This is a genomic window from Marinobacter suaedae, from assembly GCF_030519635.1.
GTDB lineage: Bacteria > Pseudomonadota > Gammaproteobacteria > Pseudomonadales > Oleiphilaceae > Marinobacter > Marinobacter suaedae.
In genome coordinates, this window is sequence record NZ_JAUMIS010000002.1 from 182,220 (window position 1) to 204,610 (window position 22,391).

General features: G+C 57.1%; 21 protein-coding genes. 19 read left to right on the top strand and 2 right to left on the bottom strand.

Translation table 11 applies throughout. From position 1 onward, the window contains the following. Positions 1 to 3 precede the first annotated feature (3 nt). The 6 genes from QVZ43_RS09665 to secF all read left to right on the top strand — a co-directional run bounded on the left by QVZ43_RS09665 (position 4) and on the right by secF (position 6,164). Positions 4 to 540, top strand: a complete 537-nt coding sequence (locus QVZ43_RS09665; RefSeq protein WP_302909772.1) for a hypothetical protein — start codon at positions 4 to 6, stop codon at positions 538 to 540. Positions 541 to 627: 87 nt separating this feature from the next. Continuing rightward, on the top strand, positions 628 to 1,713 hold the full coding sequence (queA, locus tag QVZ43_RS09670; protein ID WP_302909773.1) for a tRNA preQ1(34) S-adenosylmethionine ribosyltransferase-isomerase QueA: 1,086 nt from the start codon (positions 628 to 630) through the stop codon (positions 1,711 to 1,713). 32 nt (positions 1,714 to 1,745) lie between these two features. Further along, positions 1,746 to 2,867 (top strand): tRNA guanosine(34) transglycosylase Tgt, encoded by a 1,122-nt coding sequence (tgt, locus tag QVZ43_RS09675; protein ID WP_223795599.1) that lies wholly within the window; start codon positions 1,746 to 1,748, stop codon positions 2,865 to 2,867. 32 nt (positions 2,868 to 2,899) lie between these two features. Then, positions 2,900 to 3,265: a preprotein translocase subunit YajC gene (gene yajC / locus QVZ43_RS09680; protein ID WP_263283174.1), complete on the top strand. Its 366-nt coding sequence runs from the start codon at positions 2,900 to 2,902 to the stop codon at positions 3,263 to 3,265. Between the two features lie 75 nt (positions 3,266 to 3,340). After that, on the top strand, positions 3,341 to 5,215 hold the full coding sequence (secD, locus tag QVZ43_RS09685; RefSeq protein WP_302909774.1) for a protein translocase subunit SecD: 1,875 nt from the start codon (positions 3,341 to 3,343) through the stop codon (positions 5,213 to 5,215). Next, positions 5,208 to 6,164 carry a protein translocase subunit SecF gene (gene secF, locus QVZ43_RS09690; RefSeq protein ID WP_302909775.1) on the top strand — a complete coding sequence of 319 codons (957 nt, stop codon included), beginning with the start codon at positions 5,208 to 5,210 and terminating at the stop codon, positions 6,162 to 6,164. The genes secD and secF overlap by 8 nt, the downstream gene beginning before the upstream one ends. A gap of 69 nt (positions 6,165 to 6,233) precedes the next feature. On the opposite strand, the gene QVZ43_RS09695 is transcribed toward secF, so the two are convergent. Further along, a complete protein-coding gene (locus QVZ43_RS09695; protein WP_223795529.1) occupies positions 6,234 to 7,034 on the bottom strand; it encodes an inositol monophosphatase family protein in 801 nt (266 codons plus the stop codon). A gap of 182 nt (positions 7,035 to 7,216) precedes the next feature. Here QVZ43_RS09695 and trmJ point away from each other — a divergent pair, with 182 nt between their 5' ends. The 13 genes from trmJ (at position 7,217) to der (ending at position 20,213) form a co-directional block, all read left to right on the top strand. After that, positions 7,217 to 8,068, top strand: a complete 852-nt coding sequence (gene trmJ, locus QVZ43_RS09700) for a tRNA (cytosine(32)/uridine(32)-2'-O)-methyltransferase TrmJ (protein ID WP_302909776.1) — start codon at positions 7,217 to 7,219, stop codon at positions 8,066 to 8,068. Positions 8,069 to 8,076: 8 nt separating this feature from the next. Beyond that, positions 8,077 to 8,859: a serine O-acetyltransferase gene (gene cysE, locus QVZ43_RS09705; protein WP_223795601.1), complete on the top strand. Its 783-nt coding sequence runs from the start codon at positions 8,077 to 8,079 to the stop codon at positions 8,857 to 8,859. Positions 8,860 to 8,935: 76 nt separating this feature from the next. After that, positions 8,936 to 9,433 (top strand): Fe-S cluster assembly transcriptional regulator IscR, encoded by a 498-nt coding sequence (iscR, locus tag QVZ43_RS09710; protein WP_302909777.1) that lies wholly within the window; start codon positions 8,936 to 8,938, stop codon positions 9,431 to 9,433. 20 nt (positions 9,434 to 9,453) lie between these two features. Next, complete coding sequence (locus tag QVZ43_RS09715; protein WP_302909778.1) at positions 9,454 to 10,602, top strand: IscS subfamily cysteine desulfurase; 1,149 nt, start codon at positions 9,454 to 9,456, stop codon at positions 10,600 to 10,602. Positions 10,603 to 10,670: 68 nt separating this feature from the next. Then, the gene (gene ndk / locus QVZ43_RS09720) at positions 10,671 to 11,099 is read left to right on the top strand and encodes a nucleoside-diphosphate kinase (protein ID WP_223795533.1); all 429 of its coding nucleotides are present in this window, start codon (positions 10,671 to 10,673) and stop codon (positions 11,097 to 11,099) included. A 62-nt stretch (positions 11,100 to 11,161) separates the two neighbouring features. Further along, positions 11,162 to 12,274: a dual-specificity RNA methyltransferase RlmN gene (gene rlmN / locus QVZ43_RS09725; RefSeq protein ID WP_223795534.1), complete on the top strand. Its 1,113-nt coding sequence runs from the start codon at positions 11,162 to 11,164 to the stop codon at positions 12,272 to 12,274. Positions 12,275 to 12,356: 82 nt separating this feature from the next. Next, positions 12,357 to 13,121, top strand: coding sequence for a type IV pilus biogenesis/stability protein PilW (gene pilW, locus QVZ43_RS09730; RefSeq protein WP_302910644.1), 765 nt, complete (start codon positions 12,357 to 12,359; stop codon positions 13,119 to 13,121). Next, entirely contained in the window at positions 13,111 to 14,382 is a 1,272-nt protein-coding gene (locus QVZ43_RS09735; RefSeq protein WP_302909779.1) for a RodZ domain-containing protein, read from the top strand. Before pilW ends, QVZ43_RS09735 begins: the two co-directional genes overlap by 11 nt. Positions 14,383 to 14,416: 34 nt before the next feature. After that, the gene (ispG, locus tag QVZ43_RS09740) at positions 14,417 to 15,535 is read left to right on the top strand and encodes a flavodoxin-dependent (E)-4-hydroxy-3-methylbut-2-enyl-diphosphate synthase (protein ID WP_223795536.1); all 1,119 of its coding nucleotides are present in this window, start codon (positions 14,417 to 14,419) and stop codon (positions 15,533 to 15,535) included. 51 nt (positions 15,536 to 15,586) lie between these two features. Continuing rightward, on the top strand, positions 15,587 to 16,867 hold the full coding sequence (hisS, locus tag QVZ43_RS09745) for a histidine--tRNA ligase (RefSeq protein WP_302909780.1): 1,281 nt from the start codon (positions 15,587 to 15,589) through the stop codon (positions 16,865 to 16,867). Between the two features lie 43 nt (positions 16,868 to 16,910). After that, on the top strand, positions 16,911 to 17,564 hold the full coding sequence (locus QVZ43_RS09750) for a YfgM family protein (protein ID WP_302909781.1): 654 nt from the start codon (positions 16,911 to 16,913) through the stop codon (positions 17,562 to 17,564). Next, the gene (bamB, locus tag QVZ43_RS09755; protein WP_302909782.1) at positions 17,564 to 18,733 is read left to right on the top strand and encodes an outer membrane protein assembly factor BamB; all 1,170 of its coding nucleotides are present in this window, start codon (positions 17,564 to 17,566) and stop codon (positions 18,731 to 18,733) included. Before QVZ43_RS09750 ends, bamB begins: the two co-directional genes overlap by 1 nt. Positions 18,734 to 18,791: 58 nt before the next feature. After that, the gene (der, locus tag QVZ43_RS09760; protein ID WP_302909783.1) at positions 18,792 to 20,213 is read left to right on the top strand and encodes a ribosome biogenesis GTPase Der; all 1,422 of its coding nucleotides are present in this window, start codon (positions 18,792 to 18,794) and stop codon (positions 20,211 to 20,213) included. A 24-nt stretch (positions 20,214 to 20,237) separates the two neighbouring features. On the opposite strand, the gene pta is transcribed toward der, so the two are convergent. After that, entirely contained in the window at positions 20,238 to 22,391 is a 2,154-nt protein-coding gene (gene pta, locus QVZ43_RS09765; protein WP_302909784.1) for a phosphate acetyltransferase, read from the bottom strand.

Below are 22,391 nucleotides of genomic sequence, written 5' to 3' on the forward strand. Positions count from 1 at the left end.
AGCATGAACAGGAAGGGTCTCTGGTTCGTGGGTGTTGCGATGGCCCTGGGTACCGGCTGTGCCACTGATGCCAACCTGAAAGCAGGCACGGATGATCCCTGTACCACTATGAAAGGCATCATTGCGGATTTCGGCAGCGGGTTTCAGAGCTTTCGGGGCAAGCGCAATGACTTTACGTCGCTCACGGTTTACGCCGCCAAAGAGGAATTGGTGAAAGGTCATTGTGAAATATGGGTGTGGAACGACGGCGACAGTGCCTACGTTTGCTCTGCCAATACACCGGATGGTGAGATTGCAGCCCAGCGGTATCGCAACAGCCTGAAGACCGTGCAGCAATGCCTGGGGGATTCCTGGCAGGAGGATTCTGTCACCCGGGAGCGGGACGGGCGCTATCTTGGTGTGGCCACGGGCTTTTCCTCTGATGCTCACCCCGGACTCGTGATTTCGGTACAGAACATCGTGCCGCCAGGGTCATACCGTTCTTTGCGCAGCAACTACCTTTACATCGGCTCCGCACAGAAAACGCCGGCACCCGATTAAACGCTCTTGCGCTTTAGGCACGGGGCATTCCGTGGTAAATTCCGCACCACTTTTTAATCAACGCGGTGCCCAGACCTCGCCTTGTCTATGAACGTTTCTGACTTCCATTTTGAATTACCCGATGAACTCATTGCCCGCTACCCGCTGACTGAACGGTCCGCATCAAGGTTGTTGTGCCTGGACGGCATGTCGGGCGAGACAGTGCACCGGCGTTTCTCCGATATCACTGACCTGCTCCAGCCGGGCGACCTGCTGGTGTTCAACGACACGCGGGTTATTCCAGCCCGTTTGTTTGGCACCAAGGAGACCGGTGGCAAAGTCGAAATTCTGGTGGAGCGTGTACTGGGTGAGCATGAGATTCTTGCCCATGTAAGGGCCTCGAAGTCCCCTAAAGAGGGTCAGATGATTACCCTCGAGGATGGCACGCAGATACGGATGACTAACCGGAACGATGCGCTGTTCCATCTGACCTGTGTGGCTACCGAGCCCGTGCTGGACGTTCTTGAGCGAATCGGGCACATGCCATTGCCGCCCTACGTCGATCGTCCGGATGAGTCCACCGACCGGGAACGCTATCAGACCGTTTACGCCCGGGAGCCTGGCGCAGTGGCAGCGCCCACGGCTGGCTTGCATTTCGATGATGCCTTGCTGGAAAAAATCGGTGCCATGGGCGTGGAAACGGCGTTCGTAACCCTGCACGTGGGAGCGGGCACCTTCCAGCCGGTTCGGGTGGATCGGGTGGAGGATCACGTCATGCACAGTGAGGTGGTCAATGTCCCGCAAGCGACCGTTGAGGCTGTCGAGCATGCACGGCACCGCGGTGGCCGTGTCATCGCCGTCGGCACGACATCGGTTCGTTCCCTGGAGTCTGCCAGCCGGGGAGGGCGGCTGCGGGAGTTCCAGGGCGAGACCGACATTTTCATCAGTCCGGGCTACCGGTTCGAAACGGTGGATGCCCTGATCACCAATTTCCACCTTCCGGAATCCACGCTGATCATGCTGGTCAGTGCCTTTGCCGGTTATGAAAACGTCATGGGGGCGTATCGTGAGGCCGTTGCCGAGCAGTACCGCTTCTTCAGTTATGGCGATGCCATGTTTATCACTTGTCAGGAGCCCAGCCGCGGAATGCTGATCGGCCCGGCGAATGCCGCTGACAACGTCAACAGAGATTGAGTCGGGGAACTATTTTGAGCGAATCCTGCTTCATGTCCTTTGAAAAGCTCGGGGAAGACGGCCGGGCCCGTCGTGGTCGGCTGACCTTTCCCCGTGGCACCGTCGAAACTCCAGCGTTCATGCCGGTGGGCACCTACGGCACCGTAAAAGGCATGCTGCCGCGGGACATTCACGAAATTGGGGCCCAGATTATCCTGGGCAACACCTTTCACCTGATGCTTCGGCCGGGGACGGAGGTCATTAAGGCCCACGGCGATCTCCACGACTTCACCCAGTGGAAGGGGCCGATTCTCACCGACTCCGGTGGCTTTCAGGTGTTCAGTCTCGGGGAAATGCGCAAGATCACAGAAGAAGGGGTAACCTTCCGATCGCCGGTGGATGGTTCTCCGGTCAAGTTGAATCCGGAAATCGCTATACAGGTTCAGCGTGACCTGGGTTCGGACATCGTGATGATCTTTGACGAGTGCACGCCGTACCCGGCAACGGAGAAAGAAGCCAGGCAGTCCATGGAGTTATCGCTGCGTTGGGCAGCGCGGAGCAAAAAGGCTCACGAGGGTAACCCTGCAGCGCTCTTTGGCATCGTCCAGGGCGGCATGTACGAGCAACTGCGCGATGAGTCCCTGGCAGGTCTGACCGACATTGGCTTCGATGGTTTCGCGATCGGCGGGCTGTCCGTGGGAGAGCCCAAGGAAGACATGATTCGGATCCTGGACCATCTTCCGCCGAAGATGCCCGAGGACAAGCCCCGCTATCTGATGGGGGTAGGGCGGCCGGAAGACATCGTCGAGGCGGTCCGGCGCGGTGTCGACATGTTTGACTGCGTCATGCCCACGCGGAACGCCCGTAACGGGTATCTGTTTAATTCCGAGGGTATCGTCAAAATCCGCAACGCCAAGCATCGCCACGATACGGGCCCGGTGGACCAACGTTGCGACTGTTATACCTGCAAGAACTTTTCGAGAAGTTACCTGCATCATCTGGATAAATGTGGAGAAATGCTTGGTTCCCAGCTTAATACGATCCACAACCTGAGGTTCTATCAGAACCTGATGGCCGGATTGCGTGGAGCCATTGAAGCAGGTACATTGTCCGACTTTGTAGCCGACTTCTATGCCCTGCGCGGGGAATCCGTTCCACCGCTGGGGGCCGCCTGAAAAATCCAGAAAAAAACCAACGGAGAATATCAATGAAAGCAATGAAAACGCTCATCGCTGGCCTGATGGCCCTGGTGCCTGCACTCGCTATGGCTCAGGATCCGGCGGCTCCTCAGGGTATGGGCGCCATGGGACAGATCATCTTCTTTGCCGGCTTTATCCTGATTTTCTACTTCCTGATCTGGCGTCCCCAGTCCAAGCGTGCGAAGGAGCACAAGGCTCTGATGTCTGGCCTGAACAAGGGTGACGAAGTGGTTACCTCCGGTGGCGTAGCCGGCAAGATCACCAAGGTCACCGATGACTTCATTGTTGTTGAAGTTGCTGACAACGTCGAAATCAAGGTTCAGAAGGTCGCCGTTGCCGCCGCTCTGCCGAAAGGCACCCTGAAGGACATCTGAGCCAGGTCCTTGCCGATAACAAGTCTAACTGGCTGAAACACCACGGCCGGCCAGCCGGCCGGCTTGAAGGATCCCATGCTGAACAAGTACCCGCTTTGGAAAAATCTGATAATCCTGATCGCCCTGGTGGTCGGGTTTATTTATGCACTCCCCAATCTCTTTCCGGACGACTACGCCATCCAGATTACCGGTTCCCGCAGCAGCACCGAGGTGGATGCCTCGGTTCTCGAGCGAGCCGTGAAGGCGCTGGAATCTGAAGGAATTGAGGTTAAAGACAGTTCTCTCCAGGATCGGGATGCCCTGATTCGTCTGACCGGTGCGGAAGACCAGCTGCAGGCCCGTCCTGTGGTTCAGTCAGCACTGGGCGGAGATTACCTGGTCGCCCTTAATATGGCGCCTTCCACTCCCGACTGGCTGAAGAGTCTGGGCGCCGGCCCCATGAAACTGGGTCTGGACCTGCGCGGTGGTGTTCACTTCCTACTTGAAGTGGATATGGATACGGCCGTCAATCAGCGCCTTGAGGCGATGTCGAGCCAGATCAAGCGAGAGCTTCGTGAAGAACGCATTCGTTACCGGGGCGGTGACGTCGAAGGTCGCCGACAGATTGTTCTCAGCTTTCGCGATGAAGCCCAGCGCTCGGAAGCGTTTGATCTGATTCGCGATCGCTACAATCAGTTCCTGATGAACGAGCGTACCCTTGATGACGAACGGCAGATTGTTCTGTCCCTGTCTGAGATCGAAGTGAAATCCATCCAGGAATACGCCCTGGAGCAAAACCTCACCACCATCCGCAACCGGGTTAACGAACTGGGTGTCGCTGAGCCGCTGGTCCAGCGCCAGGGTGCCGATCGAATTATCGTTGAGCTGCCGGGTGTGCAGGATACCGCTCAGGCCAAGCGTGTTCTTGGCGCGACTGCCAACCTGGAATTCCGTCTGGAAGCACGCTCTGATGCCAGCGCCAGCGAAGTGGAAGAGTTCGGTTTCCGGGACAATCTCCGCCGAACCGCTCGCCTTGAGAAAGAGGTGATCACCACCGGTAACAACGTGTCCAATGCCCAGCAGGCGTTCGACGAAAATGGTCAGCCTCAGGTCAATATCACCATGGATTCCATTGGTGGTGATCAGATGCACCGGGCAACACGCAGCGCCGTTGGCCGCCGGATGGCCGTGCTGTTTATTGAGTTCCGTACCGAGACCGAAAACCGCATGGTTGACGGAGAAATGACGGAAGTTGATAAGCGGGTGGTCGAGAAGAGCATTATCAGCCTGGCGACCATTCAGTCGGCGCTTGGAAGCAGTTTCCGGATCACCGGTCTGGATTCCATTCCTGAAGCAGCAGAGCTGGCGCTCTTGCTGCGGGCAGGTGCGCTGGCGGCACCGATGTACTTTGTGCAGGAACGGACCATCGGCCCGAGCCTGGGTCAGAAAAACATCGATGCGGGCGTCATGTCGGTTGCCCTTGGCTTTGCTCTGGTTCTGGCCTACATGCTGGTGAATTATCGCGGTTTTGGCCTGATCGCCAATGTGGCGTTGACCCTCAATCTGATGTTGCTGGTAGCTTGCATGTCGATTCTGTCGGCCACGCTCACGCTGCCCGGTATTGCCGGCATTGTTCTTACCGTGGGTATGGCGGTTGACGCCAACGTTCTTATATTCGAGCGGATCCGTGAAGAATTGCAGGGCGGGGCCCCCCCTCAGTCGGCCATTAACGCTGGTTATTCCCGCGCCTTCGTCTCAATCTTTGATGCGAACATCACCACCTTGCTGGTGGCCGTGATTCTGTTTGCCATGGGCTCCGGCCCGGTGAAGGGCTTCGCCGTCACTCTGTGCCTCGGTATCCTGACGTCCATGTTCTCTGGCCTGATGGTCAGCCGGGCGATTGTGAATCTGGTATACGGTGGTCGAAAGGTCGAAAAGCTGTCGATCGGAGGAAAGCTGGCAAATGTCTGATCAAGAGAAAAAGCCATTTGATTTTATGGGGCTTCGGAAGGCTGCTTCCGTGCTTTCGATCGCGCTGGTCATCGCCTCGATCCTGTTGCTGGCGGTTCGCGGCCTGAATCTGGGGCTGGATTTCACCGGCGGTACGTCGGTGGAGTTCGAGTACACGGAGGCTCCTGCGCTGGAGGATGTTCGGACCACTCTGACAGAGGCGGGTTATGAACAGTTTGTGGTTCAGAATTTCGGTTCAGACACCACGGTCCTGGTGCGCCTTGCCGAAGCGGATAACGACAAGGTAGGTCTTGAAGTCGCTGAGGCATTGAAAGCCAGTGGTGCCGAGCTTGAGCTCATCAGTTCCGAGTTTATCGGCTCCCAGGTGGGGGAAGAGTTACGCGAGGACGGTGGCCTGGGCATGCTCCTGGCGCTGGCGGTGGTGCTGATTTACGTTGGTATGCGCTTTCAGTTCAAGTTTGGTATCGCTTCGGTGGTTCCGCTGGCCCACGATGTCATCATTGTTCTCGGGGTGTTCGCACTGTTCCAGTGGACGTTTGACCTGTCCGTACTCGCGGCCTTGCTCGCGGTTATCGGTTACTCGCTGAATGACACCATCGTTGTGGCTGACCGCATCCGGGAGAATTTCCGCAAGATGCGTGAGGGCGACTCCTGGCACATCATTAATGCCTCGATCCACCAGACGATCCGTCGGACGATCAACACCTCCGGTACCACATTGGTGGTGTTGCTGGCCCTTTACCTGTTCGGGGGTGAGGCCATCAACAACTTCTCACTGGCGCTGATCATTGGTGTTGTCGTGGGTACCTATTCCTCTATCTACGTAGCGGCCAATATGCTGCTCGCGCTGCACATTTCCCGTGAGGACCTGCAGTTGCCGCAGAAAGAGGGGGCTGTTGGTGAAGAGGTGGAGGAAGAAGAGCCACCCGAGTGGCTGAATCGGATGTGATTCAGCCGTTCCGGCACAAAAAAACCGCCATCCCTCGGGACTGGCGGTTTTTTTATGGCTGCTGTTTTATCAGCGGGGCAGGCGACCCCGGAAAGGGTGAAGCGCTTTCAGGACTTCACGGAACAGCTTCGGATTGGCAACGACCAGCTGCCGGGCATTGCTGGTAGACGGGTTTCCGGAGAAGTCGCCAACCAATGCGCCGGACTCCATCGCCAGGGTGCCACCAAGATCCAGATCCACCGCTTGCGGGCGGAAGAGTACGGCGGAGTCGAGATGGCCGGCGGACACGCGAGCGATATCCAGTACCGGGCAACCGGAGGTACGCATCATGGCGGCCTCACTGGCCAGAGCTGCAGACATCTCACCCCAGAGCTGGGCGTCGTCACTTTTCTTCGCTTGCGCCAGAAGGTTGGAAGCAATCGCGGCCTGGTCGAGTGTCTTGACCTGGGATGCCCGAACGCGGCGGCTGTTTAGCGCTGCGCCATGGCCCCGGCTGGCAGAGTACTCCTCGCCGGTAACCGGGTTAATGATCAGCAGGTTTTCGGTGCGGTTGTTCTTTTTCTGCGCCAGGGCGATGACAAAGTCAGGGATGCCCCGCAGGAAGTTCTCGCTTCCGAGCAGCGGAAAGATGTGCCAGCTACGCTCGTTGGAACCTGCATCAGCCTCGTTCAGCGGCGCGATGGCGTGGTCCTTGTAGGCCTTTTCCAACTGCTCGCTGAAATTGTCGTAAATAGACTGTTCAACCCGGTCCAGCTGACGGCGGAGTTCGCCATCATTCTTGGTGTTGGGTTCCTGACGCTCGAAGTGGGCTTTCAGATAGTCTGAACCCTGGCGCGCAACGCGCAGGGCCATTTTGATCGCTGGTTGCATCTGAGTGTTCAATGTCCGAGTGTGTGAAGGCCGGCTATCATAGCAAAACTTACTGTGGCTTGTATGTTTTTTGACTCAGCAATAGCACGGATAGCAATGGATTACGGCAACTTACAATAACCGGCACCGGTTGCTTTTCTGGTACCATTGCCGCTTTCTCATCAGGTCTGGATGTCGTAGCGATGCATAAACCGGCGCTTCCTCAGGAAAGCACTGACACTTTTCAGAATCAGGTTCGGATTGTCCTGGTCGAAACCTCCCACTCCGGCAACATTGGCGCGGTTGCCCGTGCGATGAAAAATATGGGGTTGGGAAATCTCTGGTTGGTTAACCCCGGTTCCTTCCCCGATGAAGCCTCCTATGCCCGTTCGTCGGGCGCGTCGGATGTTCTCGATAATGCGCAGGTTGTCGGGTCCCTGGATGAAGCGATTTCCGATTGCGTCCTGGTTATGGGTACCAGTGCCCGGGGTCGAAAGGTGCCCTGGCCGGTCATTGCACCGCCCGAAGCGGCAGCTACCGCCGGAGCACATGCTGCGAAAGGGACGGTTGCGCTGGTGTTCGGCCGTGAGAGCTCCGGTCTGAACAATGAAGAGTTGCAACGTTGTCATTTCCATATTCATATCCCTTCGAATCCGGACTACAGCTCGCTGAATCTGGCGATGGCGGTGCAGGTGATATGCTATGAATTAAGAATGCATTACCTTCGAGGTCTTGAAGGGGGTGAGGAGAACCCCAATCTTAAGCCTATGACGATGCCCGGAGATGAAGGCTGGGATGTTGAGCTCGCATCGGTTAACGATGTCGAGGGCTTTTTCAGCCATCTCGAGCAGGTTCTGGTGGATGTCTCTTTTCATCGAAGGGAGAACCCGAGGCAGTTGATGACTCGCTTGCGACGTCTGTTCCAGCGGGCAAAACTGGATCAGATGGAAGTGAATATCCTCCGGGGCATCTTGTCATCCATCCAGAAAGCAGTCGGTACCAAGGGATCTGTAAAATCAGCTTCGGCGGATTCCGGGGCCCAGAAAAAGGAATAAAGATGGCCATTTTCGAGCGTTTAAGGGAAGACATTAACAGCGTTTTTCATCGTGATCCGGCGGCCCGGAACACGTTCGAGGTTCTGACCAACTATCCAGGCTTGCATGCACTGCTGTTCCATCGGATGTCCCATTGGCTCTGGGGGCTCGGCCTAAAGTGGATTGCGCGGACCATTTCCACTCTTGCAAGGTGGTTTACCGGGGTTGAGATTCACCCGGGCGCCAAGATCGGTCGCCGGTTTTTTATCGATCACGGCATGGGGGTGGTGATCGGCGAAACCACCATTATCGGTGATGACGTAACCCTTTATCAGGGTGTCACACTGGGTGGCACCAGCTGGAACAAAGGTAAGCGGCATCCAACCATAGGCAACGGGGTGGTTGTGGGTGCTGGCGCCAAGATCCTGGGTCCGTTTGAAGTGGGCGAGGGGGCCAAGGTAGGTTCCAATTCCGTGGTTACCAAAGAGGTTCCGGCAGGTGCGACCGTGGTCGGTATTCCGGGTCGCGTCATCGTCAAGCGACCGGAAGAGGAAGGTGATAATCAGCGCCGGAAGGAAATGGAAGAGCGAATGGGATTCGATGCCTACGGTGTAACTGAGGAAATGCCGGACCCGGTGGCGCGTTCCGTTCGCGCGCTCCTGGATCACATGCATGCGGTGGACGACCGTATTGAAAACATGTGTCAGGCTTTGAAGAAGCTAAATGCCGATTATCCCAACGGCGAGCTGCCTCCGCTGGCAGAAGAGGACTTCGATTGCGTGAGGGATGAGCCCAGTCAACGGCAGGGGTAATACTTGACTGTTTTAGTGGGTCAATTCATACTCGCAGCTGTTTTACGGGACTCATATCCAAGCTCGGGCTGACGTAATGAAACTCACGACCAAAGGCCGCTATGCCGTAACGGCAATGCTGGATCTGGCTCTGCACGCAGACCAGGGGCCGGTGAGTCTCGCAGATATTTCAGCCCGCCAGGAAATTTCCCTGTCCTATCTGGAGCAGTTGTTCGCGCGCCTTCGTCGAGAAAATCTCGTGATCAGCATCCGTGGTCCCGGAGGTGGATATCGTCTCAGTCGGGACGCCGGTGATGTGTACATTGCCGAGGTGGTCGATGCGGTGAGTGAGTCCCTCGATACCACGCGCTGTGGCAACAAGGGTGACTGCCAGAAGGGCGAGAAGTGCCTCACGCATCACCTCTGGTCTGATCTGAGCGACCAGATTCATCAGTTCCTGAGCGAAATCAGTCTGAAGGATCTGATGAAAAAACATGAAATCCGCCAGGTTGCGGACCGCCAGAATCGCCGTCAGTCAGGCAGCGACTCTGATACGATCAATACCGACCGCCTGTCGAGCCAGGCGCCGGCCTGAAATTCAAGCCCAAACATACCATGAAGAAGCCCGTCTACCTTGACTACGCGGCCACGACGCCCGTTGATCCTGCTGTTGCTGAAGAAATGTCGAAGTACCTGACGATGGATGGCGTATTTGGCAACCCGGCATCGCGCTCCCATATGTACGGTTGGCAGGCGGAGGCGGCAGTGGAAAATGCCCGCCGCCAGGTTGCACAGCTGATTGGAGCGGACCCGCGGGAAATTGTCTGGACATCGGGTGCCACCGAATCGGATAACCTGGCAATCAAGGGCGCGGTTGCCGGGCACGATAATCCTCATATCATCACCTCGATTATTGAGCATAAAGCGGTTCTCGATACCTGCAAGTGGCTTGAGCAGCAGGGTGTCGACGTCACCTGGCTGGTGCCGCAGGGAGATGGTCGGGTGCTGCCGGAGCAGGTGGCGGAAGCCTTGCGGGACAATACCGTCCTGGTCAGCCTGATGATGGTGAACAACGAGCTTGGTTGCGTGACCGACGTGGCTACCATTGGGGCCATGCTGAGGGAGCGGGGGATTCTGTTTCACGTGGATGCTGCCCAGGCCGCCGGCAAGCTACCGGTGGATGTCAGTGAGATGTCTGTGGATCTGATGTCAGTGTCCGGTCATAAGGTATACGGCCCGAAAGGGGTGGGGGCCTTGTACGTTCGCCGCTCGCCCGAGGTTCGTATTGAGGCGCAGATTCATGGTGGTGGGCACGAGCGCGGAATGCGTTCGGGTACTCTGCCCACTCATCAGATTGCGGGTATGGGCAGGGCATTTGCGATTGCCCGGGAGCGCCTTGGTGAGGAAATCGAGAGGCTCGAACAGTTGCGCTCCGGCTTTCTGGCGGGGTTGTCTGCGCTGGAGGGCGTTCGCCTCAACGGAAGTCAAGACCACCGTGTGCCGGGCATCGTAAACCTCTCGTTTGACGGTGTTGAAGCCGAATCCCTGATGCTTGGCCTGCGCGAGCTGGCTGTTTCTTCCGGCTCCGCCTGTGCATCTGCCACGATGGAGCCCTCGTTTGTTCTTCGTGGTATCGGCCTGAATGACGAGCAGGCCCACCGCGCACTTCGTTTTTCATTTGGCCGTTTTACCTCCGCCGATGACGTGGAGTTTGCCGGGAAGCACATCATTGATGTTGTATCCCGCCTGCGCTCAGTGCGGTAGGCAGCCGGCCTTGGACTGCGTATAATCGCAGGCCTGAATTTTAACCCTGAACTTAATGGAGTAATACCATGGCAACTGAGCGTACGCTCTCTATCATCAAGCCCGACGCAGTAGCAAAGAACGTGATCGGCGAAATCTACAGCCGCTTCGAGAAAGCGGGCCTGAAAATTGTTGCTGCCAAGATGATGCACCTGACCCAGGAGCAGGCGGAAGGCTTCTACGCTGAGCACAAAGAGCGTCCGTTCTTCAACGACCTGGTTGCTTTCATGACTTCTGGTCCGGTTGTGGTTCAGGTTCTGGAAGGCGAGGGCGCGATCCTGAAAAACCGCGACCTGATGGGCGCCACCAACCCGAAAGAAGCCGATGCCGGCACGATCCGTGCGGATTTCGCTTCTTCCATCGACGCGAACGCTGTTCACGGTTCCGACTCCGCAGCTTCTGCTGAGCGTGAAGTGGCGTACTTCTTCAATGACAACGAAATCTGCCCGCGCGGCTAATTCGGTTGTCAGGAGGCGGCGTTCAGCCGCCTCCGCATTGGTTATTTGTTCGAGGTTATGTAATGACAGCGGCTGCTGAAAAAACGAATCTGCTAGGGATGCCCAAGTCAAAGCTGGAGGCTTTTTTTGAATCCCTGGGGGAAAAACGTTTTCGTGCCACTCAGATCCTGCAGTGGATTCATCAGCGGGGTATCGATGACTTCGATCAAATGAGTAATGTCAGCAAGGCCTTGCGTGAAAAGCTTAAAGTTGTTGCCGAAATTCGCGGTCCGGAGGTTGTGTACGACGAAACCTCCAAGGACGGTACCCGCAAGTGGGTCATGCGTATGGATAACGGCAACAGTGTAGAAACCGTCCTGATTCCAGACGGAGAGCGCGGCACACTGTGCGTGTCGTCGCAGATAGGGTGCAGCCTGGACTGCACGTTCTGCTCGACGGGCAAGCGGGGCTTTAACCGTAACCTGACGGCGGCAGAAATTATTGGTCAGGTCTGGGTAGCCCGTAAGGCGTTTATGCCGTTTGATAATGGCTCTGATCGCCCGATCACCAATGTCGTGATGATGGGGATGGGCGAGCCGCTCCTTAACTTCGACAACGTTGTTGACGCCATGAACCTGATGATGGAAGACCTGGCCTACGGAATCTCCAAGCGCCGGGTTACACTGAGCACCTCAGGCGTGGTTCCCGCTCTCGACCGACTGGGCGAAGTCACTGACGTGTCGATCGCCATATCCCTGCATGCGCCGAACGACGAACTGCGTAACCAGTTGGTGCCGCTTAACAAGAAGTATCCGATCTCAGAGTTGTTGGCGGCTACTCGCCGTTACCTCTCAGGCCTTCCTGACAAGCGCAAGGCAACCATCGAGTACACCGTGATTGAGGGTGTGAACGACCAGCCCGAACACGCCAGGCAGCTGGTTGGTCTGTTGAGGGGCCTGCCGTGCAAGATAAATCTGATACCCTTTAACCCGTTCCCGGAGAGCGATTTCAAGCGCCCAAGCATGAACGCCACGCGACGTTTCCAGACGGTTCTGAATGAGGCCGGGTACGTGACCACGATTCGGACCACGCGGGGCGACGACATCGATGCGGCCTGCGGTCAGCTCGTTGGCCGGGTCGAAGACCGTACCCGTCGAAGTCAACGATACATTCAAGTTCAGCAGGTAAACCCCTGATCTGAACAAGCGAGAAAGCCTGTAAGAGGTAGGTGACACTGTGACATCCGGAAAGGCAAATTGGCGTATCGGGGCTGTAGCCATGTTGCTGGCTGCTTTTTTTGTCACAGGTTGTGTGACCACGGTAGACAGCCGGTTCTCCCGGGAAGCAGATCGTCAGGAAGCTATTGAAGACTACGTTCAACTTGCTACCGCCTACATAGGGCAGGGCAACATGGAGCGTGCGCGTCACCATCTGGACCGTGCTCTAGAGCTGGATGAAGACAGCGCCTCAGCACTGGCGGCCATGGGGCTGGTCTACAACTCGGAAGGCGAACCTGAACTCGCCGAAGAGAGCTTTCAGGATGCGATCGACTCCGATGGCGGATACACACGGGGCCGGGTTTACTACGGCGCCTTCCTGTTTGGCCAGGATCGCTATGAAGACGCCCGGGATCAGTTCAAGGCGGCTTCCCGCGACACGGACTACAAAGACCGGGGCTCGGTTTTCTATAACCTTGGCATGACCGAAGAACGACTCAATGATCCGGTCCAGGCTGAAAGCGCTTATCGTCGGGCGGTAGAGCTTTCTCGCGGAGATGCCCGTTCGTTGCTGGCGCTTTCCCGTGTTCTGGCGGATCAGGGAGACTACAGCGCGGCGTCGCGGTACTACTCGCGTCTTATGTCGGTCATGCAGAGAAATCAGCGTCTTCGCCATTCCCCGGAAAGCCTTCTTACCGGCATCCGCATTGCCCATAATCTGAACGACCGTGACAAAGAGGCCAGCCTGGCCTTGCAGCTTAAGAATAATTATCCAGAGTCAGTCGAATACGAACAATATAAGGTGCTGATTTCTAATGGCCAGTGATGAAGTAGTTCAGCCAGAGACCAAAGAGCCAATCGGTCAAACTCTTAAGCGGGCTCGCGAACAGCGAGGCCTGACAGAGACCGATGTTGCCAACGCACAACACCTGCGGACCGGTGTTATCCAGGCCATTGAGGCCGGTGAATACAGCAAGGTTGACAGTGAAATCTTCCTGAAGGGGTACGTTCGGGCCTACGCCCGGATGGTTGGCTTGAATGCGGATGAGATCATCGCCGGCCTCGATGAAGAGCTGGAGCCCATGAGGGTCGCCGAAAAGCAGGCTGTGGAAGCCAATCCCCTGGTGAGCATTGAGCGGCGACGGGAGCAAAAGCGCCGGGTAGCTCGAGGCGTGTTCTATACCGCCCTGGTCGGTCTTGCCGGGTATCTCGCGTTTACGTTCGTCCTGCCAAAGACCGATTTCGAATTGCCGGGGGATCTCTTCGCTACGTCCTCGATTGAAGAGAGTGAGCCAACCGACGTGTCCGACTCCGGTGCCACTTTGGAAACGGAAGAGCCAGCAAGCGGTGCACTGAGTCCGGATGCAGAACGGCAGCAACCGGATACCACCGCAGGTCTTGAAGAACCCGCCGTCGATGGCGCCACTGTTTCTGCGTCTGACACATCGAGCCTTGCCGAAGAAGATTCAACCGCGGTTGTTGAAGAGGATGTTCCGACCCTCGGTGAATCGACGTCACCAGATGTGGCAGAGAGTGCCGATGATGAGGCCCTGGAAGAGCAGGGCATTGAAGAGGGCCGCGCTGACGCCGAATCGTCTTCTGATGTCTCCGGTGCGCAGGAACCGTTGGCCAGTGGTCAGTCCCAAGTGCAGTTGACCGCCGATGAACAGCCGGAGTCGGACGTGCAATCCGCTGATCAGGCTCCGGTTTTTGCTGATGAGGCTGGCGTTCAAGATGAGCCTGTGACCGGGGACAGTATTTCGGAGGCGCCGACTACTGACAATTCCGGCGACGCGGTCGAGGCTGGGCCTACGGCAACTCAAGAAGTACCTGAAGCGTCGACGGCAAACCTTGATATCAGTTTTGTTGGCGATTGCTGGGTTCAGGTTACTGACGCGTCGGGAAATCGTCTGGCGAGCTCGCTCCAACGCAGCGGAGACCGGTTACAGGTCGCGGGGGAAGCCCCGTTGCGCGTAGTGATTGGTGCTGTGGATGCCGTCAGTGCCATCCAGTTCGAGGGCCGGCCTGTCGATCTTGACGGTTTCCGTATTGTTAACAACCGTTCCGAATTTACGTTGCCCCAGTGAACTTCATTAACTCAGAGTTATTGGTCAATCCCCTATGAAACAGGAATCTCCGATCGTAAGACGCAAGTCCCGTCAAATCATGGTGGGCAATGTGCCCGTCGGTGGCGATGCGCCGATTGCCGTGCAGAGTATGACCAACACCAATACCTGCGATGTTGACGCAACGGTGGGTCAGATCAAGGCACTGGAAGAAGCCGGAGCGGATATTGTTCGGGTATCCGTACCGACGATGGACGCTGCGGAAGCCTTCGGGCAGATTCGGCAGAAAGTAGGGCTTCCGCTGGTGGCGGACATCCATTTTGATTACAAGATAGCTTTGCGTGTCGCAGAACTCGGTGTGGATTGCCTGCGCATCAATCCGGGCAATATCGGTCGTGAAGATCGGGTCAGTGCGGTGATCAGTGCTGCCCGGGATCGAAACATCCCGATCCGGATTGGCGTGAACGCAGGTTCGTTGGAGAAAGAGCTTCAGCGTAAGTACGGCGAACCAACGCCAGACGCGTTGGTTGAATCCGCCATGCGCCACATCGATATTCTGGATCGCCATGATTTTCAGGACTTCAAGGTAAGTCTGAAGGCATCGGAAGTGTTCATGACGGTGGCTGCCTATCGCAAGATCGCCAGCCAGATCGAACAACCGTTGCACCTGGGTATTACCGAAGCGGGCGGCTTCCGCTCTGGTACCGTCAAGTCCTCCATTGGACTCGGCATGCTGCTTATGGACGGAATTGGTGACACCATCCGGGTCTCTCTGGCTGCAGATCCCGTTCAGGAAATTAAAGTTGGCTACGATATCCTCAAGAGCCTGCGTCTGCGCAGTCGGGGTATCAACTTCATCGCCTGTCCAAGTTGTTCGCGTCAGAACTTCGATGTGATTCAGACCATGAATGATCTTGAGGCTCGTCTGGAAGACGTTAACACCGCAATGGACGTGGCAATCATAGGTTGCGTGGTGAATGGACCTGGTGAAGCGAAGGAGGCCGATATCGGTCTGACCGGCGGCAGCCCCAAAAACCTGTTTTACCTGTCCGGCAAGCCCAACCAGAAGCTTGATAATGCCACGTTGACCGACGATCTCGAGCGCCTGATTCGAGACGAGGTTGCTCGCAGACAGGAGCAGGACGAGGCAGTTATTGCCCGATCCGAAGGCTGATCGCCGGCCGCTATCCGATTAAGTTCATAGAGTTACGTTTAAGGGTTTCACTTGGCTAAGATTCAGGCAATTCGTGGAATGAACGATATCCTGCCGGACCAGTCGCCGGTCTGGCAGTTTGTTGAAGACACCGTTCGCAAGGTGCTCGGGCAGTACGGTTATCAAGAAATCCGTATGCCCATCGTTGAACAGACCGATCTTTTCAAGCGCTCTATCGGTGAAGTGACCGACATCGTTGAAAAGGAAATGTACACCTTTGAAGACCGCAACGGCGACAGTCTGACGCTTCGGCCGGAAGGCACCGCCGGATGCGTGCGGGCGGCGGAAGAGCACGGACTGCTGTTCAACCAGACACGCCGGCTCTGGTACACCGGCCCCATGTTCCGTCACGAACGTCCGCAGAAAGGCCGATATCGCCAGTTCCACCAGATTGGTGTGGAATGCTTTGGTATGACCGGCCCGGACATCGACGCCGAGTTATTGGTTCTTACCGCGCGTCTCTGGAAAGCTCTTGGGCTTGCCGGGCATACTCGCCTGGAGATCAACTCACTCGGTACGTCCGATGCGCGCAAAGTCTACCGTGAGGCCCTGGTTGCCTACCTCGAGCAGTACAAAGAAGACCTGGATGAAGACAGCAAGCGTCGTCTCGGCACCAACCCCCTGCGGATTCTGGACAGCAAGGTTCCGGAAACCCGCAAAATTCTGGAAGGTGCACCAAGCTTCGACGACTACCTGGATGACGATTCCCGGGAGCACTTTGAGCAGCTAAAGTCCCTTCTGGACGCGGCTGGTGTAGAGTACACGGTCAATCCGGCGCTGGTTCGGGGGCTCGACTACTACGGCAAGACCGTTTTCGAGTGGGTGACTGACAGTCTTGGAGCCCAGGGAACCGTTTGTGCCGGAGGGCGATATGACGGTTTGGTAGAACAACTGGGGGGCAAGCCAACACCGGCGGTGGGCTTCGCGATGGGGCTGGAACGCCTCATTCTATTGCTCGAGACCCTGGATCTGATTCCCGCGCACGTCACCAGTGATGCGGATGTCTACGTCACGGCCATGGGAGATAGCGCCATACCGGCGGCGATGGCCCTGGCCGAAAATCTCCGGGATACCTTGCCGGGGCTCACTATCGTCTCCCACTGTGGAGGCGGTAGCTTCAAGAGCCAGATGAAAAAGGCTGACAAGAGTGGTGCACGGTATGCGCTCATCCTCGGTGAAAACGAAGTGGCAAGTGGTACCGCTGCCCTGAAACCACTGCGTGCGGACGAACCCCAGCAGGATATTGCCCAGGCCGAATTGGCGTCAGCACTGGCCAGAGCCTTCAATCTTTAAATCAAATCGAACAACAACGCGAAATCGAATTACAGGAGTCACAATGGCTGAATTGCGCACCGAAGAAGAACAGGTCCAGGCAATCAAGGACTGGTGGAAGAATAATGGCAGTTCGCTGCTGATTGGTGTCGGTGCCGCCCTGGCAATTGTCTTTGGCTGGCAAGCCTGGCAAAACCACCAGACACAGCAACGGGCTGAGGCTGCTGCCCAGTTTGCCAATTTGTTGAATACCTTCGGCAATCAGGCCGATGAAACTGCTGGTGAAACCGTCGAGTTCGTTGCCAAGTCGCTCCGTGAGGAGCACGGTGACAGCGCGTATGCTGTCTATGGCAACCTGATTTTGGCCAAGCAGTATCTGCTGGATGGCGAGACGGAGTCGGCGATTGATGCGCTGACCTGGGCGAAAGATCAGGCCGGGGATCACCAGGCTCTGAAACTGGTCATTGAAAACCGTCTTGCCCGTGCACAATTTGACGCCGGGCAATATGACGAGGCGCTCGCTACTATCGATGGGGTAGACGAAGCCGGGACTTTTGCCCCCATTTTCTCTGAGTTGCGGGGCGATATCCTGCTGGCGAAAGGTGATTCAGAAGGTGCCAAGGAGGCCTATCTGGCGGCTCGTGAAGCCAGTCCTGAAGGGCGAAGTGGCATTCTGGAATTGAAACTGTCTGACCTGGGTGTCGGAGGAGAGGCCTGATGCGGGTAACTCGCAACAGGCTCCTAAAGCACGGACTAATGAGTCTGGCTGTCCTAGTTGGGGCGGCTGGCTGCAGTACGCCAGATACCTTTGAACAGCCCCGTCCGGTTCCCGACATCGAGGCTACGGTCGAGCTGGACTCGGTCTGGAGCATGTCAGTGGGTGATGGTCATGACGGGGATTACCTGTATCTCACGCCGCTGAATGCGGGTGACATTCTTTACGCAGCCTCTGCGGATGGCACCGTGTATGCGGTCGAGGCAGAGCAGGGCAAGGTTGTTTGGAAGAAAACCCTGGATGATCGGATTTTCTCCGGCGTGGGTGGTGATGGCGAACAGCTATACCTGACAACCCGGGAAGCCGACCTGCTGGCGCTGTCCCGTGAAGATGGTTCCGAACTGTGGCGTGCGGAGCTGCCGACTGAAGTGCTCTCGATCCCGCAGTCCAACGGCCGACTGGTCGTGGCTCAAACGACCGATGGGCGCGTACTGGCCTTCGACGCGGAAAGTGGCGTTCAACGTTGGCAGTACGATGGCGTGGTTCCGGTTCTCTCCATGCGAGCGGCTGCGACGCCGCTGGTCGGGGCTGATGTCGTTATTTCATCGTTCTCCAATGGCAAACTGATTGCACTGTCGGCAGAGAACGGCCAGCCGCTCTGGCAGTATGCGGTGGGTGAGCCTCAGGGGCGCACCGAGCTTGAACGCCTGGTGGACATTACCGGTCAGCCCCTGGTGATCGATACCGCGATCATGGTGGTGGGCTACCAGGGCAAGCTGGCCCTGGTGGATGTTCGAACAGGCCAGGAAATCTGGAGCAAGAAGGCGTCCAGCCTTTATTCGCCGTCCATCGGGGGCGGCAATATTTACCTGGCCGAGGCCAGTGGCGATGTTGTTGCTCTGCGAGGTTCGGATCGCCGGGAGTTGTGGACCCAGGAGCGTCTGGCGTGGCGCCAACTGACCCGGCCAATTGTTTCCGATGACTACCTGGTGGCCGGTGATTACGAAGGTTACCTGCACGTTTTCTCAAGAGAGGATGGCAGTTTGTTGGGCCAGCTCGATTTCGATGATGACGGTATCCGCGTACCGGCACAGCGGCTGGAGAATGGTAACCTGTTGATCTATGGTAATGGCGGCAGGATGTCGGTCCTGCAAATCCAGCCCGTCGAATAACTGACCATCAGCCCGGCTTCCACACCGGGCTGTTTTCTATCTCAAGTAGCGAAGCACTATGACCCCAGTAATTGCCCTTGTCGGCCGTCCCAATGTTGGTAAGTCGACCCTGTTCAACCAGATGACCCGGTCCCGTGATGCCCTGGTGGCAGACTTTCCCGGTCTGACCCGGGACAGGAAATACGGCGACGGCAATTACGAGGGCCAAAGGTTTATCGTGATCGACACCGGCGGTCTGACCGGTGATGAAGAGGGGCTGGATGCCGAAATGGCGCGCCAGTCTCTGCAAGCGGTGGAAGAAGCGGATATCGTCCTGTTTCTGGTGGATGCCCGTGCCGGGCTCACTGCCGGTGACGAAACCATCGCTAACCACCTCCGCCGTTCTGGCAAACAGGCCCACCTGGTGGTGAACAAAACAGACGGCCAGGATCCGGATATTGCCGCCGCAGACTTTTACCAACTCGGCTTCGAATCTACTTTCCTGATTGCTGCGTCCCACAACCGGGGTATCCGCTCCCTGCTGGAAGAGCTGCTCCCGACGCCCGAGGAAGGGGCCGAGCAGGATAGCGCCAGCAAGTATCCCGGTATTCGGATCGGCGTTGTTGGTCGGCCGAATGTCGGTAAATCGACACTCGTCAATCGAATGCTGGGGGAAGACCGGGTCGTGGTCTACGACATGCCGGGAACCACCCGAGACAGCGTGTATATTCCCTATGAACGGCAGGGGAAAGAGTACACACTCATTGATACCGCCGGGGTGCGACGTCGTAAGAATGTGCGTGAGGCGGTCGAAAAGTTTTCCATTATCAAGACCCTTCAGGCCATAGAAGATGCTCACGTTGTTCTTCTGGTCATTGATGCCCGTGAGGGTCTGGTTGATCAGGATCTCCACCTGATTGGGTTTGTTCTGGATGCCGGCCGATCGCTGGTGATTGCCGTCAACAAGTGGGACGGTATGGATCCCGAAGAGCGCGCCAGGGTGAAGGAACAAGTGCAGCGGCGCCTGGACTTTCTGGATTACGCGGACAAGCATTATATTTCTGCGCTGCACGGCTCGGGCGTGGGTGTTATGTACGAATCGGTACAAGCCTGTTACGACTCAGCTATGGCCAAGTGGCCGACCAATCGCTTGACGGCAATCCTTCAGGACGCGGTTGCCCAGCATCAGCCACCGATGGTGCAGGGCAGGCGGATAAAATTGCGCTTTGCTCACCAGGGAGGCTCGAATCCGCCGAGAATTGTCGTTCATGGCAACCAGGTAGAGGCACTGCCAGGTTCCTACAAGCGCTATCTGGAAAATACCTTTCGGAAAGTGCTCGATGTGACCGGTTCACCCATTCGCTTCGAATTCAAGTCCGGCGAAAACCCCTATGCGAACAAGGTGGAACGAATGACACCTCGCCAGCGGGTCAAAAAGGACAACGACCTGAAGAAGGGACGTCGGGTCAAGAAGACCCGACAGAAGAGCGTCAAACGCTGATTGCTGTCTTTCGTCAAACGGGGATTAACCCCGTTTGGCGTCCTCTGCTTGCCTGGCCTGAACCGCGGTCAGGGCAATGGTAAACACAATATCGTCCACCAGTGCGCCCCGCGACAAGTCATTCACCGGCTTTCGCAAGCCCTGCAGCATGGGGCCGATGCTGACTACGTTGGCGCTACGCTGAACCGCCTTGTAGGTCGTGTTTCCGGTGTTCAGGTCCGGGAACACAAACACGGTGGCTTTGCCCGCCACCTTGCTGTGGGGGGCTTTGCTTTTTGCCACGCTTTCAATGGCAGCGGCATCGTACTGCAGCGGTCCGTCAATCAGCAGGTCCGGCCGGCGCTCTCGGGCAATCCGGGTGGCTTCCCGAACCTTGTCGACATCCTGTCCACTCCCGGATTCCCCGGTGCTGTAACTGATCATCGCCACCAATGGCTCGATGCCAAACGCTTCCGCAGACTCGGCGCTCTGAATGGCAATGTCTGCCAGTTCCTCGGCATTTGGATCTGGATTGATGGCGCAGTCGCCGTAGACCACGACCTGCTCGGGTAGCAGCATAAAGAATACCGACGAAACCACCTTCGCGTGGTCGTGGGTCTTGATCAGCTGAAGGGCAGGGCGGACCGTGTTGGCGGTGGTGTGTATCGCTCCGGACACGAGGCCGTCTGCCTCATCCCGCGCAACCATCATGGTTCCGAGTACCACGTTGTCTTCCAGCATGGCTTCTGCCATGTCCGGCGCCAGCCCTTTGTGTTTGCGCAACTCCACCATTGGTTGGACGTAGTTGGGCCGAACCTCTGAAGGTTCAATAACTTCAAGATCCTCGGGCAGTTCGAGTCCCTGGGAACGCGCCACTTCCTGAATATCGTTGCGATGACCGATCAGAACGCATCGGGCCAGGCGACGCTGGTGGCAGATGATGGCGGCCTGGACGGTTCTGGGTTCATTCCCTTCAGGCAAAACAATGCGCTTGTCGGCGGCACGCGCCCTTTCTGACAGCTGATGGCGAAAAGCCGGTGGCGAGAGACGACGTTGACGTTGGACTTTCAGATGGTCCTGCAGCCAGTCGGTGTCAATTCGCGTCGCCACGGTTTCCATGGCCAGTTCGATTCGTTCCTTGTCGTCCACCGGTATGGCGGCTGACAGGTTAGCCAGTCGATTGGCGGTTTCGTAGGTGTTGCTCTGCGCGGAGAGCACCGGGAGACCGGTTTCAACCGCTCGCCGGCACAGGTCGATAACCTGGTGATCGGGCATCAGGCCGCCGGTCAGCATCAGCCCTGCCAGCGGAACACCGTTGAGCGCGGCCACGGCGGTTGCAACAAGGATGTCTTCCCGGTCTCCGGGAGTCACAATGAGCGTTCCGGCGGTCAACGTTTCCACCACGTTTCTCAGGCTCTGGGCAACCACGGCCACTTTCTGGATGCGGCGAACCTTCATCTGCCCATCGTTCAGGACGTGTATGTCCAGTTCCCTGGCGATATCGGAAACCCTGGGTGCCAGAAGCTTGGGTAGCCAGGGGATTTCGGCCAGTAATTTGAAGCGGTTCTGGCGAAATACATTGCAGGCCCGCCGGTAGTCCGGTTCGGATGGTGGCTGATCCGGTATGCCTTTCAGGAACAGGTTGGAATCATCCGGCTGGCCCACTTTATTCAGGATGACGGCGATCACATCAGGGTCTGAAGGATCGGCATACAGCCTCGCAGAAAAATCCAGTTCGTCATCCAGCATTGCAGGCTCAGCGTCGCTTGGCGCGGCCACCAGAATGACGTCGGAGGCCAGGTTGCGGGCCACCTCAACATTCAGTCTGGCGATATAGGCTTCGCTCCGGTCAGGCACCAGGCCTTCAATCACAACGACATCCACCTGCTCCGCGACTTTCTGGTATTCGCCGACTATGCGTTCCATCAGGTAATTGGATTTGCCCCGATTCAAGAGTTGCTGGGCCTCCTTCAGGCTGATCGGTTCAGGTGGTTCTACCAAGCTGTGCTCGCGGACAAACTCCACCGAGGCGTCTTTGCCATCGTTGTGCACCGATTCGCCGTGGTGAACTGCCTGGCGAAAGGGTTTATAAAAGCCAACGCTTACCCCGACCCGCTCCAGGGCCCGGTGCAAGCCAAGGCACACGGAAGTGAGGCCGGAATGTATGGAGGTTGGGGCGATGAACAGGCTTTTGGCCAT